Consider the following 23,474-nt stretch of genomic DNA (forward strand, 5'->3'; position numbering starts at 1 on the left):
CCCAGCACGGCTAAACCCCAGCCAAGCCGCAGCCAACTCTGGCGCCGATACAGTTGGGCTACCCGGCTGACTGGTCACGCCCCCATGCTCGGGATCCTGCAGCCGCCCTCTGCCCTTCCGGCACCACCCGAGCCTCCGGGGCCAGATAGCTGGCGGCTCGAAACCCTGGCTGGCTGGCATCTACCCCTACTCACCGATCCCGCCTTTCTGCCCCTGCAACCGGTACTGCAGCGGGCTGTGCTGCTGGGCCTGCCCGAGCGGCTTATGCAGGCGCTTCTGGCTAGGCCCTCGCTCGCACCCCAGGTGCTGGTGGCTCTCAGCGGCCAGAAGCCGCTCGGGCTGATCATCTGCCGCCGGCTCAACCGCAGTGGCAGTTGCTGGCAGATGCAGCACCTGCGCCTGGCCCCGAGCGCCGCCCGCCATGAACTGGCCAGCACCTTGCTGCGAGCAGCAATCCAGCGGGCCCGGGGAGCGGCCAGCTGGATTGCTGCGGCCTCAACCCTCGATGACACCCGCCTGGCGATGCTGCGCGAGCAGGGCTTTCAGCCCTTGCGCAGCGACCGGCTCTGGTGTTGGCCTGGCGCCCCTGCCGGCGGCGGCCCTATCTCGGCCAGCAGCCCCGCACCGGCAGAGCTGCAGCTCACACCCCTCAACCGCCGCAGCGCCACCCTGCTTTGGCACCTGGAGCAGGCCGCCTGCCCGGCCCAATTGCGTCAGCTGCTCGATCGCCGCGTCGAAGATCTGCTCGACCAGAGCCACGGCCGTGGCTGGATGCTGGTGGATCCCAGCCGGGAGCAGGCGGTGGCAGCCGTGCGCTGGATCGGCGAGCACCCAGGCGGCGGTCACGATGTGGAGTTGAGTGTCCATCCCGGCTGGGAACACCTGGTGGGCGCTGCCACCGAATTGCTGCTGCACCAGGCCCAAGCCGGCCTCGGCGCCGGCGAACCCCTCTGGCTCCGCTGTGACCTGCGCGATGAAGCTCGCCAGCGCTGGCTGGCTGACCTGGGAGCTCAGGAGCAAGGCGAGCGGGTGCTGATGGCGCGCAGCGTCTGGCGGCGTCAAGGGCTGCAGGCCCCGGCACGGGCCGCCCAGCGAATCGATGCCTTGCTTGAGCAGTGGCAACCCCGCCGCCGCCCCCTGCCCACCCCAACCCCCCTGGCCCCGCCGTTGTGAGCGCGACCCGATCAAGAAGCGCCCCGCAGCCCCGCTCAGTGCTGGCCCTCGACGTTGGGCGACGGCGCATCGGCCTGGCGGGCTGTGACCCCCTCGGCCTCACCGTTACCCCCCTGCGGGCCCTGGCCCGGGGCTCCTTCGCCAGCGACCTAGAGCATCTGAACACCCTGGTGCAGCAGCGGCGGGTGCTGGCCCTGGTGGTGGGCCTGCCGCTAGATGCGGCTGGGCAGCTCACCGCCCAGGCCCTGCACTGCCAGCGTTACGGCGAGCGCCTGGCCCGCCGGCTGCAGCTACCCCTGGCCTGGGTAAATGAGCATGCCAGCACCTGGGCCGCCGGCGAGCGCCACGGGCTTCACGGCGACCGCAGCGGTGCCCTCGACAGCGCCGCCGCGGCCCTGCTGCTCGAACAATGGCTGCAAGACGGCCCCGATCCGGTGCTCCCGGCGACCATCGAACGGTGCCAGACGGCCGACGCTGCAGCATCCTGAAGAGATCCAATTCCAGCCCATGAGTTCCGAACCCCCTTCCCAGTCCAGCTCGGAGATCCCCGCCGATGTGCCCACCGTGCTCGTGCACGACAGCCGCGGCCGCCAGCTGCTCTGCTTCCTCGAGCAACTGATCCCCCTCGATGGCCACGACTACGTGCTGCTCACACCGGTCGACACCCCTGTCTGCCTGTTCCGCCTCGACGGCGACGAAGACCCAGAACTGATCGACACCATCGATGCCACCGAGCCCATCCTCTCGGTTGCCGATGTGGTGCTTCAGGAGCACGACCTCACCCTGGTGCGCTCTGCCGTCACCCTCACCGTTAGCGGCGAACTGGACGAGCCCGAACCCGATGAGCTCGATGACGACGAAGACGCTGACGACGACTCCGAGACCTACGAGTTGCTGGTGAGCTTCCTCGTAGACGATCTGGAATACGGGTTGTACATCCCCCTAGATCCCTTCTTCGTGGTGGCCCGCATGAATGGCGACGGCGCCTTGCTGGTGGAAGGCGAGGAGTTTGAGCGGGTACAGCCCCGAATCGAGGCTGAATTGGAAGAGCGCGAGGGCGACGACTGATGCTGCGCCAGCTGCTGCGCCCTAACTGGCTGCGGGAGTGCACCCTGGCCGAGCTGCCCCTGCAGGAGCTGCTCGACCAACCGATCCGGGCCCTGGTGCTCGATGTCGATCGCACCTTGCTTCCCCGCCGCCAGGCGGAGCTGCCCGCCAGCGCCCTGCGCTGGCTGCAGCAGGCTCGGCAGCAGGTGCCTATCCACCTATTCAGCAACAACCCCTCCCGCCAGCGGATCGGAGCTGTGGCGGCCCAGCTCGACCTGCCCTACACAATTTCCGCCGGCAAACCACGCCGCAGCGCCCTGCGTCGGGTGCTGGCCGAGCTCAACCTGCCCCACCAGGAGGTCGCCCTGATCGGTGACCGCCTGTTTACGGACGTAATCGCCGGCAACCGGCTTGGCTTGTTCACAGTGCTGGTGAAACCGATCGATCCCCAAGGCCACCCCTGCAAGCGGGATCGGCTCCAAAAACTGGAGCTGCGCCTGGCCAACTTGGTGGGCACCAGCCTGGGCTGATGGCAACCCCATCCCACTCCATGCGCCGAGTGATCAAGGTGGGCACCAGCCTGCTACGGGGCAGCGCCGGCCGTCCCACGGCAGTGGTGATCTCCGATCTGGCTGCCAGTCTCAGCCGCCAACGGCGCCAGGGCGAGACCATCGCCCTGGTTACCAGTGGGGCCGTGGGTCTGGGCTGCGAAGCCCTTGGCCTGGGGCAGCGCCCCAGCGAAGTGGTGGCTCTCCAGGCCGCCGCCGCCGTGGGCCAGGGCCGGCTGATGGCCCTCTACCAAGACGCTTTCACCGTGCGTGGTCTGGCGGTAGCCCAAGTGCTGCTGACCCGCGGCGATCTAGCCTCCCGCCGCCGCTACCAGAACGCCTGCCGCACCCTCGAGCAGCTGCTTACCTGGGGAGTGGTGCCGGTGGTCAACGAAAACGACACCCTGGCCACCGACGAACTGCGCTTCGGCGACAACGACACCCTTTCGGCCCTGGTGGCAGTGGCGATAGGCGCCGATGAGCTAGTGCTGCTCACCGACGTGGACAGCCTTTATTCAGGCGACCCCCGCAGCGATGCCGAGGCCCGGCCGATTGAGGAGGTGGCCAGCCTGGCCGAGCTCGACAGCCTGCAATCGGTGGCCACCGGCGGAGGTCAGTGGGGCACTGGCGGCATGACCACCAAACTCACTGCAGCCCGCATCGCCACCTCCAGCGGCATCCGGGTGCGCCTGGCTGACGGCCGTGACCCCGCCGTACTCGATGCCCTGCTGGCCGGCGAGCGGGTCGGCACCCTGTTCCAGCCCAGCCCCACCCCCCTTCCCGACCGCAAGGGCTGGCTGGCCCACGCGCTCCTGCCCAAGGGCAGCCTGCAGCTAGACGCCGGCGCCGAGAGGGCCCTAACCCAGCAGGGAGCCTCCCTGCTGGCCGTGGGAGTACAAGCGGTGGTTGGCGATTTCGAGCGCCGCGAGGCGGTGCGCCTGCTGGCCAGTGATGGGCGCGAACTGGGTCGGGGTCTGGCCAGCCTTAGCAGCACCGAGCTGCGAGAGCTGATGGGCAGCTCCGGCGTTGAGGTGGTGCACCGCGACCAGCTGGTGCTCACCAGCTGTTAAGGCTGGACCTACGATTCGCCCCGCTTCTCTTCCCTGGCATGCGCTTCAGCGAACTGCTCAGCCAGCTCAGCGAAGTTACGGATGCCAGCCTGCGGCATCTCGCTGACGACCCCGAGCTACACGGGGCGGCAGCCCTAGATCAGGCCCAGTCTGATCAGCTCACTTTTCTGGAACCAGGCAACGCCCTAGCTGCTGCCCTGGCCGGCAGCAACGCCGGAGCCATCCTGCTGCCAGCCCGCGGCGACGAGGCCCCAGCCCTGCAGCAGCTGGCCCAGGAGCGGGGCCTGGCCTGGATCGCCCTTGCTGATCCACGCCTGGCTTTTGCCGAGGCCCTCGCTGCTCTCCACCCCCGCCGCCAGCCCGCCGCTGGCATCCACCCCAGTGCATTGGTCGATCCAAGCGCCGTAGTCGGCATGGGATCCCACCTAGGCCCCCTGGTCGTGATCGGCGCCAACGTGCAGATCGGCGCCAGCTGCGTACTCCACCCCCATGTGGTGCTCTACGAAGACGTGCAGATCGGTGACGACTGCGAGCTGCACGCCGGTGCCGTTCTGCACCCCGGCAGCCGCCTAGGCCGGGGCTGCGTCGTGCACTCCAATGCCGTGGTGGGCAGCGAGGGCTTTGGCTTCGTGCCCACCGCCAATGGCTGGCGCAAGATGCCCCAGACCGGCCAGGTAGTTCTGGAGGAAGGGGTTGAGGTGGGTTGCGGCAGCACCATCGACCGACCCTCAGTAGGTGAAACCCGCATCGGCGCCGGCACCAAGATCGACAACCTGGTGCATATCGGCCATGGCGTCAGCACCGGCAAGGGCTGCGCCCTGGCGGCCCAGGTGGGCATCGCCGGCGGGGCCCGCCTCGGCAATGGCGTGATTTTGGCGGGCCAGGTGGGGCTGGCAAACAAGGCCGTGATGGGCGACCGAGCCATCGCCAGCTCCAAATCTGGGGTGCATGGCGAGGTGGCCGCCGGCGAGGTAGTGAGCGGCTATCCGGCCATCTCCAACCGCCTCTGGCTGCGCAGCTCAGCCATATTTAACAAGCTGCCTGAGCTAGCCAAAGCCCTGCGGCAGCTGGAGAAGCAGGCCAAGCCCTAGCCTCGCCGGCGGCGCCCCACCCCCCAATGACGACCAGCTACCGGATCACCCTGCTTCCCGGCGACGGCATCGGCCCGGAAATCATGGCGGTAGCCCGCCAGCTGCTGGATGAGGTCAGCAGCAGCCATGGCTTCAGCCTCGTCTACGACGTGCAACCCATGGGCGGCGTTGCCATTGACGCCACCGGCGAACCCCTGCCCAACAGCACCCTCGAGGCCTGCAAGTCCGCCGATGCGGTGCTGCTCGCCGCCATCGGCTCGCCCCAATACGACAGCCTGCCCCGGGAGCAGCGCCCTGAATCGGGCCTGCTGGGGCTGAGATCAGCGTTGGGCCTGTTCGCCAACCTGCGGCCGGTGAAGATCATCCCGGCCCTGATCGATGCCTCCACCCTCAAACGCGAGGTGATCGAAGGGGTGGATCTGATGGTGGTGCGCGAGCTCACCGGCGGCGTCTATTTCGGCACCCCCAAGGGACGCGTCGAGGCTGAGGGTCGGGTGCGGGCCTTCAACACCATGGCCTACTTCGACGACGAGATCGACCGCATCGCCAAGGTGGCGTTCGAGTTGGCCGTGGCCAGAAGCGGCCGGCTTTGCAGCGTGGACAAGGCCAACGTGCTCGATGTGAGCCAGCTCTGGCGCGACCAGGTCACCGCCATGGCGGCCGACTACCCGACGGTGGAACTCAGCCATATGTACGTTGATAACGCCGCCATGCAGCTGGTGCGCAATCCCCGCCAATTCGACGTGCTGCTCACCAGCAACCTCTTCGGCGACATCCTCAGTGATGAGGCCGCCATGTTGAGCGGCTCGATCGGCATGCTGCCCTCCGCCTCCCTGGGGTCCAGCGGGCCTGGCCTGTTTGAGCCGATCCATGGCTCCGCCCCCGACATCGCCCGCCAGGACAAGGCAAACCCGATGGCGATGGTGCTCAGCGCCGCCATGATGCTGCGGGTCGGCCTGCAGCAAGACGCCGCTGCCACCGCCCTAGAAACCGCCGTCGACCGGGTGCTGGCCGCTGGCTACCGCACCGGCGACCTGATGAGCGAGGGCTGCACCCAGCTGGGCTGCCGCGCCATGGGAGAGCAGCTGCTAGCTGCCCTGGCGGGGTAGGCGCCGGCGACCTGCCAAACTCGCGGTCAGTTTCGTTGATTCCTGCGCATGTCGAAGCGTCACCCGGTTGTTTCTGTCACCGGTTCCTCCGGCGCAGGCACCAGCACTGTCAAGCGCGCCTTTGAGCACATTTTTAAGCGCGAGGGAATCACACCTGCAGTGGTGGAGGGCGACAGCTACCACCGCTACGAGCGGGGCCCGATGAAGGAAGCCATGGCCACCGCCTTGGCCAATGGTGAAAACTTCTCCCACTTCGGCCCCGAAGCAAACCTGTTTGACAAGCTCGAAGAGCTGTTCAAGGCCTACGGAGAAACCGGCAGTGGCCAGAAGCGCTACTACCTGCACTCCATTGAAGAAGCCGCCGAGCACAACGCCCGCCTCGGCACCAACCTGGATCCCGGCCAGTTCACTCCCTGGGAAGCCATCCCCAACGGCACCGACCTGCTCTTCTATGAAGGTCTGCACGGTGGCGTCAAGGGCGAGGGTTACGACGTAGCCGGATTGGCTGATCTACTCGTTGGCGTGGTGCCGGTCGTGAACCTGGAGTGGATCCAGAAGATCGCTCGTGACAACAAGGAGCGCGGCTATTCGGCTGAGGCCACGGTGGACACGATCCTGCGCCGCATGCCGGATTACATCAACCACATCTGCCCCCAGTTCAGCCTCACGGATATCAACTTCCAGCGGGTTTCGACGGTGGACACCTCCAATCCCTTCATGATCCGGGAGATCCCCACGCCGGATGAATCCTTCGTGATCATCCACTTCCGCAAGGGTGCCCGCGAAAAGTGGGGCATCGACTTCGCCTACCTACTCGACATGATCCACGACTCGTTCATGTCGAGCCCCACCTCGATCGTGGTAGATGGCGGCAAAATGGGCTTCGCCATGGAGCTGATCCTTACGCCGATCATCCATCGCATGATCGAAGAGAAGAAGAAGCTGTCCTGATTGCAATGGCAACCCCTATTCTGGGGTTGCCATTCGTTTTGGTGAGGCCGATCTCCTTCGCCACACCCACGAAGAATCCTTCCCCGTCGTTTTTGATTCCGGGGGCTGCCAAAACCAAGGCCGCAGACTCATTGCGTCTCGACCAGATCAACAGCAGCCTGGTGATTCAGGCAGCTCGCCGCATCTTGTTTCAGTCTTTGGAGCTCGGTAACGCCGGCCACGAACCATCCGGCGTAGTGCTCAATAGCAAGCAAATATTGCAGGGCAGGATTGTTTTCGACCAGCCTGTGCTGCTGCCAGATGAGCAATTTGTGCCCATTGATTTGATCCTGGGCCGCCTGGCACGGAGCGGTGCAGCCAGGCTGCGTCTACCCCGCAAACCGTCCTCTCCCCCTCTCGCCTGAGGCCCGTTTGAGCGCCCTTGCTCCGCTGCTTGCCAGCTCCCCAGCCGTGCCCGTTGTGGTGGCGCTACTTGGGTCCTGCGTGGGCAGCTTTCTCAATTTGGTGGCCTGGCGCCTGCCTCGGGAGGAATCGATCGTGCTGCCACCCAGCCACTGCCCCCGTTGCGGCAGCCGGCTGCGCTGGTTTGAAAATGTGCCCCTACTGGGCTGGTTGCTGTTGCGGGGACGCTGTGGCCACTGCGGTGCTCCTATCTCCTGCCGCTACCCCCTGGTGGAGCTGCTTAGCGCCGGGCTCTGGGTAGCGGCCCTGCTGGCCCAGCCGAGCGCCATGGGCAGCCAGCCCCAGCCCTGGCTGCTGGTAGCCGCAGGCTGGCTGCTGTTGAGCTGGCTGCTGCCGCTGGTGTTGATCGATCTCGATCGCCTCTGGTTGCCCGAACCCCTGTGCCGAATTGGCCTGTTATTAGGCCTGGCGGTGACCGCAGTGATCGGCTTCCAGCAAGGTTACGAAATCGGCAGAGAGCTGCTGTTTCACCATCTGGTGGCCGCTGGAGTTGGCCTGGTTGGCTTTGAAACGGTCAGTGCCTTGGCCCACAAGGCAATCGGCCGGCCAGCCCTCGGCCTGGGAGACGCCAAACTGGCTGCCCTGCTGGGGGCTTGGCTTGGTCTCGCCGGGCTTGGCATCACCGTGATCCTGGCGGTGTTTGCTGGGGCGGTGCTGGGCAGCATCGGCCGGCTCAGCGGCCTGCTGGGCAAGCACCAGCCCTTTCCCTTTGGCCCCTTCCTTGCAGCTGGAGGAGCCGCCGTGTGGCTACTCGGCAACGACCTGTGGCTGACCGTGCTGGGGCTGGTGTGGTGAAGCGCCTTAAATAGGTTGAGCTGTTGGTAAACGCCGCATGTCGCTGTTCGACTGGTTTGCGGATCGCCAGAAAAATGCCCCAACCGTGCGGGTCACCCAGGAGCCGGAGGAGGGCGATGGTCTCTGGAGCAAGTGCCCGGAATGCAGTTTGGTGGTGTATCGCAAAGACCTGGTAGCTAACGCCAGCGTTTGCAAGGGATGTGGCCACCACAACCGCATCGACAGCGCTGAGCGCATCGCCCTTATCGCCGACCCGGGCAGCTTCGAGCCCATGGATACCGGGCTCTCGCCCACCGACCCCCTCGCCTTCAAGGACCGGCGCAGCTACGCCGATCGCATCCGCGATAGCCAGCAGAGCACGGGCCTGCGCGACGCCGTGGTTACCGGTATCTGCCGCACCAGTGGCCTACCCCTGGCCCTAGGGGTAATGGATTTCCGCTTCATGGGCGGGTCGATGGGTTCGGTGGTGGGCGAGAAGCTCACCCGCCTGATCGAAACCGCCACCGCCCGGCGCATACCGGTGCTGATTGTCTGCGCCTCCGGTGGTGCCCGCATGCAGGAGGGGATGCTGAGCTTGATGCAGATGGCCAAAATCTCCGGCGCCCTGGAGCGGCACCGCCAGGCAGAGCTGCTTTACCTGCCCCTGCTCACCTACCCCACCACAGGAGGTGTAACTGCCAGCTTCGCCATGTTGGGCGACTTAATCCTGGCCGAGCCCAAGGCCCTGATCGGCTTCGCCGGCCGCCGGGTGATCGAGCAGACCCTGCGTGAAAAGCTGCCCGAGGGCTTCCAAACCGCCGAATACCTGCGCGACCACGGCTTCGTTGACGCGATCGTGGATCGCACTGACTTCAAAGCAACCCTGGCCAGCCTGCTGACCATGCACGGCTGCCGTGAAACGGTGCCGGCATGAGCTACCTGAGCCGTACAGCCCGCTCCCTGCTGCTGATGTTGCTGGTCGTGGGAATCCTGGCCGCCACGCCTGGAAGGGCCCTAGCCGGCCCGGTCGACTGGCATGAGGTGGCCAGCACCAGCGAGGGACGCCAGTGGTGGGATGGCGGCAGCCTGCGCACCAGCCGCGGCGGCAATATTTCGGTGCTGACACGCTTCCAAAAACCCGTCAGCGAGGAGCAACCCAGGCCCCTATCCGATCTCTACGTGATGGAAATTGACTGCGGCCAGGAGCTGTTCCGCGACACCTCTATCAACGGCCTACCCCAGTTCAGGGCTGAATGGCAGCCGGCATCGGGAGACAACCTGATCAGCAGCGTGATCGGCGAAGTTTGTGCAGCCGCAGCAGAGGGACTCTCATGAGCGCTCCCCCGCTGAAGGTCGCCATTGCTGGCCTGGGCTTTGGCGAGGCCGTGCACCTACCCGCATTGCGCGCCTGCCCCGGCACCGAGCCGGTAGCCCTCTGGCACCCGCGCCCCGAGCGACTGGACGCCGCCTGCCGCAGCGCCGAACTGCCTGGCCACAGCAACTTCGACGAGCTGCTGGCCAATCCGGCCGTCGAGGCGATCGTGATCGCCACCCCGCCGGGGCCGCGTTTTGATCTAGCCAGGCGCGCCCTGGAAGCGGGCAAGCACCTGCTGCTGGAGAAGCCCGTTGCCCTCAACGCCGAGCAGATCGAGAGCCTGCAACGGCTGGCCCTGCAGCGGGGGCTAACCGTGGCGGTCGACTTTGAATACCGGGCCGTTCCCCTGTTCCAGCAGCTCGCCGACCTGCTGGCCAGTGGCGTCCTCGGTGAACTGGTGCTGGTGAAATATGACTGGCTGATGGGCAGCCGAGCTGACCCCTCGCGCCCCTGGAGCTGGTATTCCCAGGCAGCCGAAGGTGGCGGGGTGCTGGGAGCGCTGGGCACCCATGCATTTGACACCCTGCACTGGCTGGTGGGTCCAAGCCACTCCCTTAGGGCCCAATTGAGCACGGCAATTACCCAGCGGCCCCTGGCCGATGGCAGTGGTCGCCTGGCCAGGGTGGATGCCGAAGACATCGCCTTGGTGCAGCTGGAGCTGGAAACACCACTGGGGCAGACGGTGCCAGCCCAGCTCAACCTGGCCTCCGTGGCCCGCAGGGGCCGGGGCTGCTGGCTGGAGCTGTACGGACGCGACGGCACCGCCGTGCTGGGCTCCGACAACCAGGCCGACTACGTGCATGGCTTTGGGCTGTGGCACTCCCAGGCGGGAGAGCCATTGCGGCCGGTGGAGGCTGATGACCGCTGGAGCTTTGCTCGCACCTGGGCCGATGGCCGGATTGCGCCGGTGCAGCGCATCCACAGCTGGTGGAGTGCGGCGGTGCGCGAGGGCCGACCGATGCTGCCTGGCTTGGGCGAGGCAGTGCTGAGTCAGCGCTGCTGCGACTGGGCCCGCCTGGGAGCTGGCCAGAGCACTCCAAGGGGCATCACCTAGAGTCGGCGCCAGTTCAACTCCCGACCCCGAGAGGTTTTCCCATGGCGCTCGTTCCGCTTCGGCTGCTGCTCGACCATGCCGCTGAGAACGGCTATGGCATCCCTGCCTTCAACGTAAACAACCTGGAGCAGGTGCAGTCGATCATGGAGGCGGCCAGTGAGACCGACTCCCCGGTGATTCTGCAGGCCTCCCGCGGTGCCCGCCAGTACGCCGGTGAAAATTTCCTGCGCCACCTGATCCTGGCCGCAGTCGAAACCTATCCCGACATCCCGGTGGTGATGCACCAGGACCACGGCAACAGCCCTGCCACCTGCTTTGGTGCTGCCGCCAACGGTTTCACCTCGGTGATGATGGATGGCTCGCTAATGGCAGACGCCAAAAGCCCCGCCAGCTACGAGTACAACGTGGCTGTCACCAAAGAGGTGGTGGACGTGGCCCACGCCATCGGCGTGAGTGTGGAAGGCGAGCTGGGTTGCCTGGGTTCCCTGGAAACCGGCATGGGTGAGGCCGAGGACGGCCATGGCTTTGAGGGCAAGCTCGACCACAGCCAGCTGCTCACCGACCCCGCCGAAGCAGCCGATTTCGTCGCCAAAACCAAAGTTGACGCCCTGGCAATCGCCATCGGCACCAGCCACGGCGCCTACAAGTTCACCCGCAAGCCCACCGGTGAAGTGCTGGCCATCAGCCGCATCGCCGAGATCCACAAAGCGATCCCCAACACCCACCTGGTGATGCACGGCTCCTCCTCTGTTCCCCAGGAGTGGCTGGACATGATCAACAAGTTTGGCGGCGCTATCCCAGAGACCTACGGAGTGCCCGTCGAAGAGATCCAGGAGGGCATCCGCAACGGCGTGCGCAAGGTGAACATCGACACCGATAACCGCCTGGCCTTCACCGCAGCTGTTCGGGAAGCGGCCTTCAAGGATCCCGCCAACTTCGATCCCCGCCACTTCAACAAGCCTGCCCGCCAGTACATGAAGCAGGTGTGCCTGGATCGCTATCAGCAGTTCTGGTGTGCCGGCAACGCCAGCAAGATCAAACAGCGCGACATCAACTACTACGCCGGCCTCTACGCCAAGGGCGCCCTCGACCCCAAGGCAGCAGTCGCAGCCTGATCTGGCCAGCGATCGAATTCCAGGGGCCCCATACGGGGCCCCTTTTTTATTGGCGCCGGCCCGCAGTACCGGCCAGGGTCAGTGAGCGTCCAGTTACCACCCCATTCTTGCTGCTCACGAGCTTGGCCAGGGCATCCTGAAGATTGCGCTCCATCACGAAGTTGGTGCCGTCCGTCACCACCACCCGCACCAGCGTGGGCAGGTTGTTGTTCTTGCTCTGCAGGTAGATGGGCTCCACATACAACAGCCCCCGACCCACTGGCAGCACGAGCAGATTGCCGTGGATCACGCTGGAGCCAGCCCGGTTCCAAAGGCCGAACTGATAGCTGATGGCGGGATCCTGCTCGATCAGTGAGGAGATCTGCTGCGGCCCCAGAAGTAGGCGCTGCTGGGGGAAGCGAACCAGCAGCTGCTGGCCGTAGTTGGGGGGATCGTTGCGGACAGCCAACCAACCCACCATGTTGGGACGCTTCAAGGGCGAGAAGGGGAGCAGCAAAACGAATTCCGGCTTGCTTTCTCCCGGCAGCTGCACCGTCACGTGATACGGACGCACCGGCGTATTCGAGGACCCGTAGATCTCCAGCGGCACCGACCAGACGTCATCTCCGCTGTAGAAGGTGCGCACATCGGTTACGTGGTAACGCAGCAGCCGTTCGGCCTGCACCTGAAACTGGCTTTGAGGCACCTGAATGTGGGCCAGCAGCGACTTCGGCATGGCTGAGAGCGGTCTGAACAGCTCAGGGAACGCCTTCTGCCAGGTGCGCTGGATCGGATCACTGGGATCATTCACATAGAGCCAGACCTTGCCGCTATGGGCGTCAACCACGGCCTTCACCGGATTGCGTAAATAACGGATACCGGAGGGGTTGGCATCGCTGTAGGGGTAGCTGCGACTGTTGGTGAAGCCATCGAGCAGCCAGTACTGGTGCTGACCGGGGTCGTAGCCGGGGGTGGACGGCACCCTGGCCGTGACGAGGTAGGGCTGGCTCTCGAAGCGCAGAAACGGCGCCAGAGCTGCAAGGCGCTCACTTACCTGGCGGCGGAGCAGCAGCCGCGAATTTGGCTGCAAAGACCCTGTGAACAACAGCCGCGGCTCTGGCAGATAGGCCGCTGCCATCAGACGTTCCAGGGGACCGTAAATGGCCACGCCCCCGGCACCGCCGTAGTGGGAATAGATGTTCAGCTCCCCCTCGGAGTAGTCGAACTCACGCACCTTGGTGGGGGCAATCACATAGGGCGCCTTGGCCGAGCCGAAATACAGGCGGGGCCGTCCCACAGGCAGAGCCTGGCGCACGGTGGATTCAGGCAGGCCCAGTTGGGGGATGCCCTGCACCCTGCCGCTCCGCCCCAGGTCCTTGACGAAATACAGCGGCAGCCCGTCGGGACCGAAGGCATTCACGGGACTGACTGTGAAGCCGTAGCCATGGGTGAAAACCAGATGGCGGTTCAACCAGGTGCGGGAGTCCTTAGGTAGGGCTCCCGTATCGAGTTCCCGGGCAGCGATAAATACCATCTGGGAGCCCTGGCGGGCCGGATCGCTGCCCAGGGGATAGCGATCGACGGCCGCGGAGGGAAAGCGGTAGTAGAGGCGTAGCTGTTGGAGTTGGCGGTTGGCCTCCAGCAGGGGCTTGCTGTCCCACAAGCGGATGTTGGCCAGGGTGCCCGGCGCTTGCGCCAGATCGGCGGCGGTGAGGTTTTGGCGGGGCTGGAGGGTAAGCGTCTGAACGGATTCAAGGCCGAACGCCTGCCGCGTGGCCGCAATAGACCGCGCCAGATAGGGGGATTCAAGGACCAACTCCCGCGGCTGCACCAAGAACCTCTGCACCAAGGGAGCCACAATCCACTCGGTGATCGGCACGGCCAGGGCCGTTAACGCCAGCGGAATCAGGGCACCACGACGCAGCCACCCCTTGGGCAGCGGCACCAGCAGCCCCAGGGCCGTGAGCAGGAGCAGCCCGCTGAACAACAGACGCAGGGGCAGGCGCACATGCAGATCCACGAACCCCGCTCCCGAGGCCACACCACTGCCCTGCACCATCAGATCGAAGGGCGAGAGAGCATTGCTGAAGGCCGCCATCAGAGCCAGCACCGCAAACTGGGGCTGCAACACTCGCTGCTGCAGGGAGCTGAGTCCTGGAAAGCGGAGCTCCGAGAGGCTCGTGCCCTCTGTGCAGGTCAGCCAGAGACAGCCAGCCAGGCCAACAACGGCCTGGGCCATCACCACACTGATCAGCAGATGCAACGCCGGCAGCTGCAGCACGGTAAAGCGCAGATCAAATCCCGTAACTGGATCGACCTCGTGGAAAGGCACCGCCAGGAGAGCAGGCAGCCAGAGGCTCCAACCCCGAGCCAGCGCCGTGGCAGAGCCGGCCAGGGCCGTGGCCAAGCTGATCCGCAGAGTGGTGAGGGGCCAAAGCAGCAACGGCACCAGCAGCCCCGCCGCCAGGGCCACCACGACCAGAGGCCTGAGATCGGCCAACACGGGAATGCCTGTGATCACCTGGCCACTGAAGGGAGCAGCAATGAGGTCCCTGGCCTGCACCATCAGATAGGTGAGTCCTGCCGCTAGCAGCAAAAGCAGGACTCCAAGAACGAGCAGCAGCCGCCTCTGCCCGAGCACGACTAGGGGGGATTTGGGCAGGTCTTTGCTGGCAGCCTGCTGACGCAGACGCCAGCAGCGATTCAGCTGTTGCAGCTGGAGAGGAACACCCAGGCCCATCACAACGGCGAAGCCCAGCAGCTGGAGCAGCCAGCGACGCATCACCACCATCTCAGCCCCGAACTGGGCAAACCAGAGCCTCTCAATGCCGAGCCTGGCAATCAAGAGCAGCAAGCCGAACAGCAGGGCTAGTGCGGCCAGCCAGCGCAGAGCGCCGAAGAGGCTTTCAGCGGAGAAGCGCGGGGAGGGTGCTGTCACCATCGGAGGCTAAGAAGTGAACCCCCCAGGTCAAGGGGACAAGAAGGAAGAGGCAATACCCGAGCTCCAAGATCGGGTATTAAGAAGTCCCGGTTCCACCGCTGCTAACTTTCTTTCAACACTGGGCGTGACTGTGACTGCCACCCTCTCCCGCTCCACCTTCACCGGATTGCGCTGCAAGGAATGCGGCCATCCCTACGAAGCGAGCGCTCGCCACGTCTGCGAAGACGTCTGCTTCGGACCGCTCGAAGTTGTCTACGACTACGAGGCGATCAAAAATCGGGTGAGCCGGGCCACGATCGAGGCGGGGCCCGCGTCTATCTGGCGCTACCGCGAATTCCTGCCGATTGAAGGCGATCCAATTGATGTAGGCACGGGCTTTACGCCACTGCTCAAAGCCGGCAACCTGGCCAAGCGCCTCGGCCTCAAGAGCCTGTACATCAAGAACGACGGCGTCAACATGCCGACGCTTTCGTTTAAGGACCGGGTCGTGAGTGTGGCCCTCACCCGCGCCCGGGAGCTGGGCTTCACCACGGTGAGTTGCGCCTCCACCGGCAACCTGGCCAACTCCACCGCAGCAATCGCCGCCCACGCCGGCCTCGACTGCTGCGTGTTCATCCCCAGCGATCTGGAATTAGGCAAGGTGCTGGGCACCTTGATCTACAACCCCACCTTGATGGCGGTGCATGGCAACTACGACCAGGTGAATCGCCTCTGCTCCGAGGTGGCAAACACCTTCGGCTGGGGCTTCGTCAACATCAACCTGCGCCCCTATTACTCCGAGGGCTCAAAAACCCTGGGCTACGAGGTGATCGAGCAACTGGGCTGGCAACTGCCAGACCACATCGTGGCGCCCTTGGCCTCCGGCTCCCTATTCACCAAGATTCGCAAGGGTTTTGATGAATTCATCAAGGTGGGGCTGGTAGAGGAGAAGCACGTGCGCTTCAGCGGCGCCCAGGCCGAGGGCTGCTCACCAATCGCCCAGGCCTTCGCGGAAGGTCGGGACTTCATAACTCCGGTAAAGCCAAACACGATCGCCAAGTCGATTGCCATCGGCAACCCGGCAGACGGTCCCTACGCCATCGACATCGCCAACAAAACCAACGGCAGCATTGCGGCAGTCAGCGACCCCGAGATCATCGAGGGCATCAAGCTGCTGGCTGAAACAGAGGGCGTTTTCACCGAAACGGCAGGCGGTACCACCATCGCCGTGCTGAAAAAGCTGGTGGAGCAGGGCAAGATCAATCCTGACGAAACCACCGTGGCTTACATCACCGGCAACGGTCTCAAGACGACTGAGGCGATCGCCTCCTCCATCGGCGAGCCGTACCTGATTGAGGCCCAGCTCGACAGCTTCAAAGCGGCCTGGGCAAAAGCGCAAGCCTCCCACCAGCACTGATTACCAGCAGCACTGATCACCGCTAGCACTGATCACCCCAACCATTCCCCACGCCCCTCCCATCCCCGCCATGGCAGTTCAGGTTCTGATCCCCACCCCCCTGCAGAAGTTCACCAACGACGAGGCCAGTGTTGATCTCGATGCCTCCAATGTGGATGGCCTGATCAATGCCCTCGAGGGCCGCTATCCGGGGATCAAGGGTCGGTTGTGCGATGAGGCCGGCAAATTGCGCCGCTTCCTCAACGTCTACGTAAACAGTGAGGACATCCGCTTCCTCGACAACCAGGCCACCAGCCTCAGCGACGGCGATGAGGTTTCGATTGTTCCCGCCGTGGCCGGCGGCTGACCGAAGCCTCCAAGCGCGAGCCAAGTCCTAATAGTGTTCAGATCCCGTGAGGAGCCAGAGCAATGACCCAGGCCCCGATCCAGTCGATCCCCACTACCGGCTCCGCCCAGTGGCAAGCAAAGGCCGAGTTGTTCGACTACCGGCAAGCTGCCAATCCGGTGCGAGCTGGGCTAACTGAACCGATCCCCCTGCGCCAATGGGACCCAGCCCTGCACCAGTCAGGGCCCACAGCGGTGCTGCCTCTCGATCTCAGCAGCGAGCTCGGCTGTAGCGCCCCGGCCACCAGCCCTGGCCTATCGGCCAACTTTTTGCGCATCGAAGCTGGTGAAGGCCTCAAGGCAGCGGCGAACGCCACCAGCTTGCTGTTTTATGTGTTGCAAGGATCGGGCAGTCTCAAGCGTGCTGGCACGCCGCAGCTTGACTGGAGCGCTGGAGATCTTTTTGTATTACCAGCTGGCGAGCCCCCCCTGCTAACTGCAGAGGCCACCAGCGTTCTTTACTGGGTGCACGACGGCCCCCTGCTAAGCCACCTCGGCGTAGAGGCCAGCACCGCCCGCTTCGATCCAACCCACTACCCCGCCGCCCTGCTGCAGCGCGAACTAGACCTGCTACTCGCCGATCCCAGCGCCGCTCGCAGCAACCGGCTGAGCCTGCTGCTGGCTAACAGCGATCTGCCCCAAAGCCGCACCGTTACCCACACCCTTTGGGCCATGCTCGGGGTGGTCCCTGCTGGCGCCATCCAGCCACCACACCGGCACCAGTCAGTGGCCCTTGATCTAATCATCGATTGCGACCCGGGCTGCTACACCCTGGTGGGCACGGAGCTCGATGCCAGCGGCGCCATCGCCAATCCCCGCCGCATTGACTGGCATTCCGGCGGGGCCTTCATCACACCGCCGGGCTACTGGCACGCCCATGTCAACAGCAGCGAGCGGATTTCCCGGTTGCTGCCGATTCAGGATGCGGCCCTACACACCTACTTGCGCAGCCTCGACATCCGCTTTTCCGGTGGCCTGCAGGGCAACAGCTGAGCCAGTCGGCTGCGGATGGGCCTCCTCATGGCTTGTCACCACCGCTCTGAAAGCCTCACCTTCGATCGTTTCATCTCGGATCAGCATTTCGACCAGCTCATCCATTAAGGCGCGGCGCGGCTGCAGTAAGGCCACGGCCTGGTCGAGGGCTGAGCTAGCCAGTTCGCGCACCAGGGCATCGATGCGATTGCCGGTTTCTCGCGAATAGGGCGGCTCGGAACGCAACCAGTCTCGGCCTAGGAAAACCTCAGCCCCATCACCCTCCAAGGCCACCGGGCCAAGATTGGAGAAGCCGTAGCGGGTCACCATCTCCCTGCAGATGCGGGTGACCATATCCAGATCACCACTGGCACCTTGGGTCACCTCAGCGGGACCAAAAACAACCAGCTCAGCTGCGCGGCCACCCAAAGCAACCACAAGCCTGGCTTGCAGGTAGGCCTTGCTGATCAACCCGGAGTCGAGGATCTCCTCGTCTGGCATCATTCTGGCAAAGCCGCCAACTCCGCCTGAGCGCGGCAGCAGGGTCACCTTGTCGAGGGGGTCGGCCTTCGGCACCAAGGTGGTGAGTAGGGCATGGCCCACCTCGTGATAGCCAATCAACCGCTTTTTGGCACTGTCCTGCAGCGGTGCCGCCGTAAGGCCCATGGTGATGCGTTCGAGGGCACCGGCTAGGGCGCTGTCGTCGATCTCGCTCTGGTGATGGCGTGCCGTGAGGATGGCTGCCTCGTTGAGCAGGTTGGCTAGATCGGCCCCAGAAAAGCCCGGGGTGCGGCTGGCCCAGGCCGAAAGCGACACCGCGCCAGCCAGGGGGCGGCTACGGGCATGGACCGCAAGGATCGCCTCACGGCCGCGGCGATCTGGCAAGTCAATGGTGATGCGGCGGTCAAAACGACCGGGCCGCATCAAGGCGCTATCGAGCACATCAGGTCGGTTTGTGGCCGCCAGCAGAATTACGCCGGAGTTATCCGCGAAACCATCCATCTCGGTGAGCAGCTGGTTAAGGGTCTGCTCCCGCTCATCGTTGCCGCCACCGATACCAGCACCTCGCTGGCGACCGACCGCATCTACTTCGTCGATGAAAATGATGCAGGGCGCTTTGGCTTTGGCCTTGCGAAATAGGTCTCGCACCCGACTGGCACCAACCCCCACGAACATCTCAACGAATTCGGAGGCGGCCATCGAGAAAAACGGCACGCCCGCCTCACCGGCAATGGCTCGGGCCAAAAGGGTTTTGCCAGTGCCTGGTGGCCCCACCAGCAGCACACCCTTGGGGATCTTGGCGCCCACGGCGGTGAAGCGTTCCGGCTCCTTCAAGAAGGTGACCACCTCCTGCAGCTCCTCCTTGGCCTCACCGATACCGGCCACATCCTCAAATCGCACCGCCACGCCGCCCTCCTCCTGCAACCGGGGCTTACTGCTGCCGAAGCCCATGGCCCGATTGGCCACTTGAGCTGAGCGACGGATCAGGAGGGCAAGTCCAGCCAAAAGCAACAGCACAAGCAAGCCATTAGCCACCAGACCAGCCGTGGCGCCATCAGCCCGGTCGTCGCGCACGTTGAGGGGCACCTTCGCCTGCTCGGCGGTGCGCAAAAGCAGCTGATCGTTACTGAATACCGGCACCGTGGCCTGGCGTCCGTCGTCGAAGCGCACCCGCACCTCCCGCTGCCGCAACGACAACTCCAGATCCTTAACCTTGCCCGCCCGCAGATCCTTCAGCAACTGGCTGTAGGAGGGAGCAGGATCGCGAGGCGATAGTCCGTTCAACCGCATGGATTGCCCAATTGGAGAAATGCTGTCGCTCACTAGGTTCTGTCTTTGCACTGAGCTTAGCGATTTGACGAAAGGCCAGGCGACAACGGAAGATCTTGGTTTGATGTAGTAGGCCGGAATGGCTGTTCCTAAGAAGAAAACTTCCCAGGGCAAGCGCAATCAGCGCCATGCCACCTGGAAGGGCAAGGCGGCAGTGGCAGCTCAGAAAGCTCTTTCCATCGGCAAGGCAGTGCTGAGCGGCAAGGCCCAAGGCTTCATTTATCCGGTAGATGAAGAAGGCGACGACGGCGAAAGCTGATCGTTCCGAATAATCAATTAGGTCTCTGAGCTAACGCAGCTGCTGCCAATTCAGCTGCCACCAATCCAGCAGCGGCGGCTGTCCAGCACTGCGTAGCCACTGGCTAGATCAAGCAGGGGATCCTGATAGAGGAATGGGGGCAGGGAACAAAGGCTGGCGCGCACCACGCGATCCAGCTCAGTCGCCGGCAACCAGGCTTCACCGCGGCGCCGCTGTTTTGCCTCCGCCTGCAGGCGCCAACGGCGCGGTGACTGCCAGCTTTGGGGACGCAGCAGCCACAATTGGGCGCAGCGCTGCCAAAGCTGCTGATAGGCCTCAAGAGCTTGGTCCCAGTGGGGAAGCCAGGCGAGTTCCTCGGCGTTCAGCCCTGCAGGAGGCTGAATAGTGGCAAGGGCTTCCCTGCCCAGGGAGCGGCAACCGAGCAGCCAGCCCTCCAGCAGCAACACCTCCGCTTCCACCACTTCCTCAGAAGAGCGGTCACCCAGTCCACCCCGCAGGGTCTTGTCAAAGCGAGGCAGCCGCAGGGCTCCGCCGGCCTGCCAGACGTCGAGACAGTCCAGCGCCAAGGCCACGTCATGACAGCCCGGCGGCACCCTGGATACGCCAAAAGGGTTGCCTTCAAGCGCTCGTTGCCGCTGCTCCCAGGGCAGGTAAAAGTCGTCGATTGAGGCCACTGCCAGCCCCAGCCCCAGGCCGGCGGCCCGTTGCTGCAGCACTCGAGCCATGGTGGATTTGCCAGCTCCCACCGGCCCATTGAGGGCCAGCACCGCGCGCTGGCCCCTGCTGCCCAGCAGCTGCAACTGGGCCAGCAGGGGTTGCACAAACCTGCGATCTAGCTGGGAATCCATCAGGTGCCGAGCTTGAAGGCCTCAATAACCACTGCGTACACCATGCCAATGCGCAGGTTGTCGACCAGCACCCAGCCGAGTCCGGGCGTGGCTCGAACCAAACGGCCGCGCACGCGCACAACCAGCTCCACCAGCAGCACCATTGCGAGCACCGCCATCGGGCGCCCACCGGGGATCTGCAGCAGCACGTATGCCGTGAGATTGCTGCCGGCGTAGAAGCCCAGCAGCAGGGCCAAAACCACGCTGCTGCGCAGGCGCCAATTGCCTCTCAGATTGCCCAGCAGCTGGGCTATTAGCCGCTCGATAGCCCGATTGAAGCGGGTGGGCTGCAGGTTCGAACGCGTCACGTGGGCGAATCCTCCAGCAAGGCTTGGACATAGGAGAGCGTGATCTGCCCGCCCTGACAAGCGGGCCCCCGCAGCACGGCCGCCCCGGCGCCCAACTGATCCACCACCGCCCGCGCCCGCGCAAAGCGCTGCGGCGGTTCCGCACTGCCGTAGTGACTAAGGGTGAGCAGGCAGGCCAGTCCGGCGCTAGCGGCAGCCGCAAGACCGTTGCCGGAATCTTCCAGGGCCAGCGCCGTGCTGGTGGGGTAGCCCAGCTGCTGGAGGGCCAGCCGGTAGGCCTCCGGATCGGGCTTCTTGCGGGCCACATCTTCGCCGCACACCCAGAAGGCGAAGTGCTGGCAGAGCCCCCCCAGCAGGTGCTCCGCCAGGGCCGCCACCGCGGCGCGACCGCTGGTGGTCACGATCACCTGGCTCAGGCCAGCTGCTCCAGCAGCAGCGATCAGCTCAGCCACCCCGGGGCGCAGCCGCAGCTCGCCGGCGGCCACCAGAGCTCCGTAATGGTGTTGCTTGCGGGCCTGCAGCTCAGCGACCAGCTCTGGCGGTGGCGGCTCGCCCAGCAGCTCCGTGAGAGCAGCAGTGATGCGCTCCCCGCCACCGCTGATGGCCAGCAGCTCGCCATAGCGGGCGGCATCCCAATGCAGCGGCACACCAACGTCTGCAAAGGCCCGGTTGAAGGCCAAGCGATGGCCATCCCGCTCGGTCTCCGCCAGGGTGCCGTCGACATCCCAGAGCAGGGCTTGCAGGGCCATCAGCTGCTCGCACCAGGGCTTATCAGGCTAGGGCTCATCGCTTCTGGGGGATGCGGCCTAGCAGCAGGTCCCGCACAATGACTTGGTACCGGTTGTTATGTCGTTGCTGCCAGCCCTCCAAGAGCAACGCTGGCACCTGCCCGCTCCATTGGCGCCTGGCGCCCTGCAGGCAGCGCCGGCCAGCGATCCCCTGCCCGAACCACTACTGGCGCTGCTCAGCCGCCGGGGCTTCACTAGCCCGGAGGCCATCGCCGCCCTGCTGGATCCGGAGGCGGCACCGGCGGCCGGGCGTCACTTCCCCGACCTGACCAAGGCCGTCGCGCGGCTGAAGCGCGCCTGCAGCCAGGGGGAAGCGGTGGCGATCTGCGGCGACTACGACGCCGACGGGATGACCAGCACGGCCTTGCTGGTGGGGGTGCTGCAGCGCCTTGGCGCCAGGCCGATCGCGGCGATCCCCAGCCGCATGGATGACGGCTACGGCCTCAACGCCGCCATGGTGGAGAAGCTGGCGGAGCAGGGGGTCGCCCTGCTGGTGACCGTCGACAACGGGGTGTCTGCCCTTGAGGCCCTGGAGCGGGCCCAAGCCCTTGGCGTCGAAGCGATCCTCACGGACCACCACACGATTCCCGATCCGCTGCCGCCGCACCTGGCCCTGCTCCATCCCCAACGCACGCCGGCCGGATCCCCCTATCGGGGCCTGGCGGGGGTGGGGCTGGCCTATGTGCTGGCGGCGGCGCTCTGCCAAAGCCTGCGGCACACCGACGGCCAGCAGATTGCTCTCAATCTGTTTTGTATCGGCACGATCGCCGACATGGCTCCGCTGGTGGGGGTAAACCGGCGCTGGCTGATCGATGGCCTGCCCGAGCTGGGCCGCAGCCCCCTGGTGGGGCTCCAGGCGCTGCAACAGCTAGCTGGCCTCGACGAGACGCCCCTCGATGCCCAGGCGGTGGGCTTCCAGATCGCGCCGCGGATCAACGCCGTCGGCCGGCTTGGTGATCCCCAGCTGGTGGTGGAGTTGCTCACCACCGAAGATCCAAGCCGGGCCCTGGCCCTGGCCCGCGATTGCGAGGCGCTCAACCGCCAACGCCGCGACCTCTGCACCGCCATCGAAGCCGAGGCCCTGGCCCTGCTCGAGGCCGATGGTCCCCAGCGCCCGGCCTTCCTGCTGCTGGCCCAGAACCACTGGCACCACGGCGTGATCGGCATCGTGGCCGCCCGGCTGGTGGAGCGCTTCGGCCTGCCCGCCGCCCTGCTCGCTGGCGAGGGCAACGGCCGCCTGCGGGCCTCGGTGCGGGCTCCCCGGGGCTTTGCGGTGGACGGGGCCCTGCAGCAGTGCGCGCCCCTGCTGGAGCGCTTCGGCGGCCACCCCGCCGCCGGGGGCTTCACCGTGCGCGCCGAGCAGGTGGCCGCCCTGCACGAGCAACTCAACCAACTGGCCCAAACCTGGCTGCAGCAGGCAGGCCATGGCACCCCGGTAGAACCGGAAGCCCTGCTCAGCTTCGAGCAGATCAACCGCAGCTTCTACCGCCAGCTGCAACGGCTCGAGCCCTTCGGCATCGCCCACCCCCAGCCCGTGTTCTGGAGCCAGGGCTGCCAGGTGGCGACCCAGAAGCTGTTGCGCGGCGGCCACCTGCAACTGGAGCTGCGCCAGGGCGAGGCGAGCCTGCGCGCCATGGGCTGGCGCTGGCAGGGTGAAACCAACCTGCCGGCCCTAGTAGATGTGGCCTACCGCCTGCGGCTCGACTCCTGGCAGGGAGAGGAGCGGCTACAGCTGGAGCTGGTGGGATTGCGAGCCAGCGCTGGTGGAGCCGTTGATGGTGGTGAGGTGGTGTTGCAGCACCACAACCGCACCTACTGGTGTCGCCGCGAGGGGGCTGGGCTGGTGGTGCGCAATGCGGCCGGCGACGAACTCACAAGCGCCGAGGGCGCCAGCCACGACCACCCCTACGTGCGCGCCCTAATGCACGATGCTGCCCTGGCCCTGGGCCTGGTCGCCTGAG

The 23,474-nt window shown here is 65.3% G+C and carries 24 protein-coding genes; 19 read left to right on the plus strand and 5 right to left on the minus strand.

From position 1 onward, the window contains the following. The first annotated feature begins 84 nt into the window (after nt 1–84). From KBZ22_RS01935 to fba, 14 genes are read left to right on the plus strand one after another with little or no spacing between them, the layout of a single operon-like run. Nucleotides 85–1,173: a GNAT family N-acetyltransferase gene (locus tag KBZ22_RS01935; RefSeq protein ID WP_255020812.1), complete on the plus strand. Its 1,089-nt coding sequence runs from the start codon at nt 85–87 to the stop codon at nt 1,171–1,173. Continuing rightward, complete coding sequence (gene ruvX, locus KBZ22_RS01940) at nt 1,170–1,661, plus strand: Holliday junction resolvase RuvX (RefSeq protein WP_254942299.1); 492 nt, start codon at nt 1,170–1,172, stop codon at nt 1,659–1,661. The genes KBZ22_RS01935 and ruvX overlap by 4 nt, the downstream gene beginning before the upstream one ends. Before the next feature lie 19 nt (nt 1,662–1,680). Next, a complete protein-coding gene (locus tag KBZ22_RS01945) occupies nt 1,681–2,241 on the plus strand; it encodes a DUF3727 domain-containing protein (RefSeq protein ID WP_106501587.1) in 561 nt (186 codons plus the stop codon). Further along, nucleotides 2,241–2,750 (plus strand): YqeG family HAD IIIA-type phosphatase, encoded by a 510-nt coding sequence (locus KBZ22_RS01950; RefSeq protein ID WP_255020813.1) that lies wholly within the window; start codon nt 2,241–2,243, stop codon nt 2,748–2,750. The genes KBZ22_RS01945 and KBZ22_RS01950 overlap by 1 nt, the downstream gene beginning before the upstream one ends. Continuing rightward, the gene (gene proB / locus KBZ22_RS01955) at nt 2,750–3,838 is read left to right on the plus strand and encodes a glutamate 5-kinase (protein WP_255020814.1); all 1,089 of its coding nucleotides are present in this window, start codon (nt 2,750–2,752) and stop codon (nt 3,836–3,838) included. Before KBZ22_RS01950 ends, proB begins: the two co-directional genes overlap by 1 nt. Before the next feature lie 38 nt (nt 3,839–3,876). Next, entirely contained in the window at nt 3,877–4,929 is a 1,053-nt protein-coding gene (gene lpxD, locus KBZ22_RS01960; RefSeq protein WP_255020815.1) for a UDP-3-O-(3-hydroxymyristoyl)glucosamine N-acyltransferase, read from the plus strand. A 26-nt stretch (nt 4,930–4,955) separates the two neighbouring features. After that, nucleotides 4,956–6,038 carry a 3-isopropylmalate dehydrogenase gene (gene leuB / locus KBZ22_RS01965; RefSeq protein WP_255020816.1) on the plus strand — a complete coding sequence of 361 codons (1,083 nt, stop codon included), beginning with the start codon at nt 4,956–4,958 and terminating at the stop codon, nt 6,036–6,038. A 48-nt stretch (nt 6,039–6,086) separates the two neighbouring features. Further along, nucleotides 6,087–6,989 (plus strand): phosphoribulokinase, encoded by a 903-nt coding sequence (locus KBZ22_RS01970; protein WP_254942293.1) that lies wholly within the window; start codon nt 6,087–6,089, stop codon nt 6,987–6,989. A gap of 5 nt (nt 6,990–6,994) precedes the next feature. After that, nucleotides 6,995–7,393, plus strand: coding sequence for a hypothetical protein (locus tag KBZ22_RS01975; protein ID WP_255020817.1), 399 nt, complete (start codon nt 6,995–6,997; stop codon nt 7,391–7,393). Nucleotides 7,394–7,400: 7 nt separating this feature from the next. Beyond that, complete coding sequence (locus KBZ22_RS01980; RefSeq protein WP_255020818.1) at nt 7,401–8,246, plus strand: A24 family peptidase; 846 nt, start codon at nt 7,401–7,403, stop codon at nt 8,244–8,246. 37 nt (nt 8,247–8,283) lie between these two features. Then, nucleotides 8,284–9,159, plus strand: coding sequence for an acetyl-CoA carboxylase, carboxyltransferase subunit beta (gene accD, locus KBZ22_RS01985; RefSeq protein ID WP_255020819.1), 876 nt, complete (start codon nt 8,284–8,286; stop codon nt 9,157–9,159). After that, a complete protein-coding gene (locus KBZ22_RS01990) occupies nt 9,156–9,560 on the plus strand; it encodes a hypothetical protein (protein WP_255020820.1) in 405 nt (134 codons plus the stop codon). Before accD ends, KBZ22_RS01990 begins: the two co-directional genes overlap by 4 nt. Beyond that, nucleotides 9,557–10,654, plus strand: coding sequence for a Gfo/Idh/MocA family protein (locus KBZ22_RS01995; protein WP_255020821.1), 1,098 nt, complete (start codon nt 9,557–9,559; stop codon nt 10,652–10,654). Before KBZ22_RS01990 ends, KBZ22_RS01995 begins: the two co-directional genes overlap by 4 nt. A 41-nt stretch (nt 10,655–10,695) precedes the next feature. Next, nucleotides 10,696–11,769, plus strand: coding sequence for a class II fructose-bisphosphate aldolase (gene fba, locus KBZ22_RS02000; protein WP_106501579.1), 1,074 nt, complete (start codon nt 10,696–10,698; stop codon nt 11,767–11,769). A 46-nt stretch (nt 11,770–11,815) separates the two neighbouring features. Here fba and KBZ22_RS02005 read toward each other — a convergent pair whose 3' ends face one another. Next, nucleotides 11,816–14,686: a UPF0182 family protein gene (locus KBZ22_RS02005; RefSeq protein ID WP_255020822.1), complete on the minus strand. Its 2,871-nt coding sequence runs from the start codon at nt 14,684–14,686 to the stop codon at nt 11,816–11,818. A 133-nt stretch (nt 14,687–14,819) separates the two neighbouring features. Here KBZ22_RS02005 and thrC point away from each other — a divergent pair, with 133 nt between their 5' ends. The 3 genes from thrC to KBZ22_RS02020 all read left to right on the plus strand — a co-directional run bounded on the left by thrC (nt 14,820) and on the right by KBZ22_RS02020 (nt 17,462). Then, complete coding sequence (thrC, locus tag KBZ22_RS02010; RefSeq protein ID WP_254999506.1) at nt 14,820–16,085, plus strand: threonine synthase; 1,266 nt, start codon at nt 14,820–14,822, stop codon at nt 16,083–16,085. Nucleotides 16,086–16,155: 70 nt separating this feature from the next. Then, nucleotides 16,156–16,431 (plus strand): MoaD/ThiS family protein, encoded by a 276-nt coding sequence (locus KBZ22_RS02015; protein WP_396111488.1) that lies wholly within the window; start codon nt 16,156–16,158, stop codon nt 16,429–16,431. A gap of 62 nt (nt 16,432–16,493) precedes the next feature. Continuing rightward, a complete protein-coding gene (locus tag KBZ22_RS02020; RefSeq protein ID WP_254942086.1) occupies nt 16,494–17,462 on the plus strand; it encodes a cupin in 969 nt (322 codons plus the stop codon). Here KBZ22_RS02020 and ftsH read toward each other — a convergent pair. After that, nucleotides 17,400–19,232 (minus strand): ATP-dependent zinc metalloprotease FtsH, encoded by a 1,833-nt coding sequence (gene ftsH, locus KBZ22_RS02025; protein ID WP_255020823.1) that lies wholly within the window; start codon nt 19,230–19,232, stop codon nt 17,400–17,402. The two genes, KBZ22_RS02020 and ftsH, sit on opposite strands and share 63 nt — an antisense overlap. A 118-nt stretch (nt 19,233–19,350) precedes the next feature. Here ftsH and KBZ22_RS02030 point away from each other — a divergent pair, with 118 nt between their 5' ends. Beyond that, the gene (locus tag KBZ22_RS02030; protein ID WP_106501574.1) at nt 19,351–19,530 is read left to right on the plus strand and encodes a 50S ribosomal protein L32; all 180 of its coding nucleotides are present in this window, start codon (nt 19,351–19,353) and stop codon (nt 19,528–19,530) included. A gap of 50 nt (nt 19,531–19,580) precedes the next feature. Here KBZ22_RS02030 and KBZ22_RS02035 read toward each other — a convergent pair whose 3' ends face one another. Genes KBZ22_RS02035 through KBZ22_RS02045 form a run of 3 tightly spaced genes read right to left on the minus strand, consistent with a single transcriptional unit; the run spans nt 19,581 to nt 21,474 of the window. Beyond that, a complete protein-coding gene (locus KBZ22_RS02035; protein ID WP_255020824.1) occupies nt 19,581–20,378 on the minus strand; it encodes a hypothetical protein in 798 nt (265 codons plus the stop codon). Next, complete coding sequence (locus KBZ22_RS02040; protein ID WP_255020825.1) at nt 20,378–20,725, minus strand: DUF565 domain-containing protein; 348 nt, start codon at nt 20,723–20,725, stop codon at nt 20,378–20,380. Before KBZ22_RS02040 ends, KBZ22_RS02035 begins: the two co-directional genes overlap by 1 nt. Then, nucleotides 20,722–21,474, minus strand: a complete 753-nt coding sequence (locus KBZ22_RS02045) for an HAD-IA family hydrolase (RefSeq protein WP_255020826.1) — start codon at nt 21,472–21,474, stop codon at nt 20,722–20,724. The genes KBZ22_RS02040 and KBZ22_RS02045 overlap by 4 nt, the downstream gene beginning before the upstream one ends. A gap of 97 nt (nt 21,475–21,571) precedes the next feature. On the opposite strand from KBZ22_RS02045, the gene recJ reads away from it, so the two are divergent. Beyond that, a complete protein-coding gene (gene recJ, locus KBZ22_RS02050; protein WP_255020827.1) occupies nt 21,572–23,473 on the plus strand; it encodes a single-stranded-DNA-specific exonuclease RecJ in 1,902 nt (633 codons plus the stop codon). Nucleotide 23,474 lies beyond the last annotated feature (1 nt).

Source organism: Cyanobium sp. L1E-Cus, from assembly GCF_024345755.1.
GTDB lineage: Bacteria > Cyanobacteriota > Cyanobacteriia > PCC-6307 > Cyanobiaceae > Cyanobium_A > Cyanobium_A usitatum.

Bases quoted from the DNA above. Each gene is read 5' to 3' on its own strand.
- lpxD (WP_255020815.1), top strand. From the start codon at position 3,877: ATGCGCTTCAGCGAACTGCTCAGCCAGCTCAGCGAAGTTACGGATGCC.
- KBZ22_RS01995 (WP_255020821.1), top strand. From the start codon at position 9,557: ATGAGCGCTCCCCCGCTGAAGGTCGCCATTGCTGGCCTGGGCTTTGGC.
- KBZ22_RS02030 (WP_106501574.1), top strand. From the start codon at position 19,351: ATGGCTGTTCCTAAGAAGAAAACTTCCCAGGGCAAGCGCAATCAGCGC.
- KBZ22_RS01945 (WP_106501587.1), top strand. From the start codon at position 1,681: ATGAGTTCCGAACCCCCTTCCCAGTCCAGCTCGGAGATCCCCGCCGAT.
- ftsH (WP_255020823.1), bottom strand. From the start codon at position 19,232: ATGCGGTTGAACGGACTATCGCCTCGCGATCCTGCTCCCTCCTACAGC.
- leuB (WP_255020816.1), top strand. From the start codon at position 4,956: ATGACGACCAGCTACCGGATCACCCTGCTTCCCGGCGACGGCATCGGC.
- KBZ22_RS02045 (WP_255020826.1), bottom strand. From the start codon at position 21,474: ATGGCCCTGCAAGCCCTGCTCTGGGATGTCGACGGCACCCTGGCGGAG.
- KBZ22_RS02035 (WP_255020824.1), bottom strand. From the start codon at position 20,378: ATGGATTCCCAGCTAGATCGCAGGTTTGTGCAACCCCTGCTGGCCCAG.
- KBZ22_RS01950 (WP_255020813.1), top strand. From the start codon at position 2,241: ATGCTGCGCCAGCTGCTGCGCCCTAACTGGCTGCGGGAGTGCACCCTG.
- accD (WP_255020819.1), top strand. From the start codon at position 8,284: ATGTCGCTGTTCGACTGGTTTGCGGATCGCCAGAAAAATGCCCCAACC.
- recJ (WP_255020827.1), top strand. From the start codon at position 21,572: ATGTCGTTGCTGCCAGCCCTCCAAGAGCAACGCTGGCACCTGCCCGCT.
- KBZ22_RS02020 (WP_254942086.1), top strand. From the start codon at position 16,494: ATGACCCAGGCCCCGATCCAGTCGATCCCCACTACCGGCTCCGCCCAG.
- KBZ22_RS01975 (WP_255020817.1), top strand. From the start codon at position 6,995: ATGGCAACCCCTATTCTGGGGTTGCCATTCGTTTTGGTGAGGCCGATC.
- KBZ22_RS02015 (WP_396111488.1), top strand. From the start codon at position 16,156: ATGGCAGTTCAGGTTCTGATCCCCACCCCCCTGCAGAAGTTCACCAAC.
- fba (WP_106501579.1), top strand. From the start codon at position 10,696: ATGGCGCTCGTTCCGCTTCGGCTGCTGCTCGACCATGCCGCTGAGAAC.
- KBZ22_RS01935 (WP_255020812.1), top strand. From the start codon at position 85: ATGCTCGGGATCCTGCAGCCGCCCTCTGCCCTTCCGGCACCACCCGAG.
- KBZ22_RS01970 (WP_254942293.1), top strand. From the start codon at position 6,087: ATGTCGAAGCGTCACCCGGTTGTTTCTGTCACCGGTTCCTCCGGCGCA.
- KBZ22_RS01990 (WP_255020820.1), top strand. From the start codon at position 9,156: ATGAGCTACCTGAGCCGTACAGCCCGCTCCCTGCTGCTGATGTTGCTG.
- proB (WP_255020814.1), top strand. From the start codon at position 2,750: ATGGCAACCCCATCCCACTCCATGCGCCGAGTGATCAAGGTGGGCACC.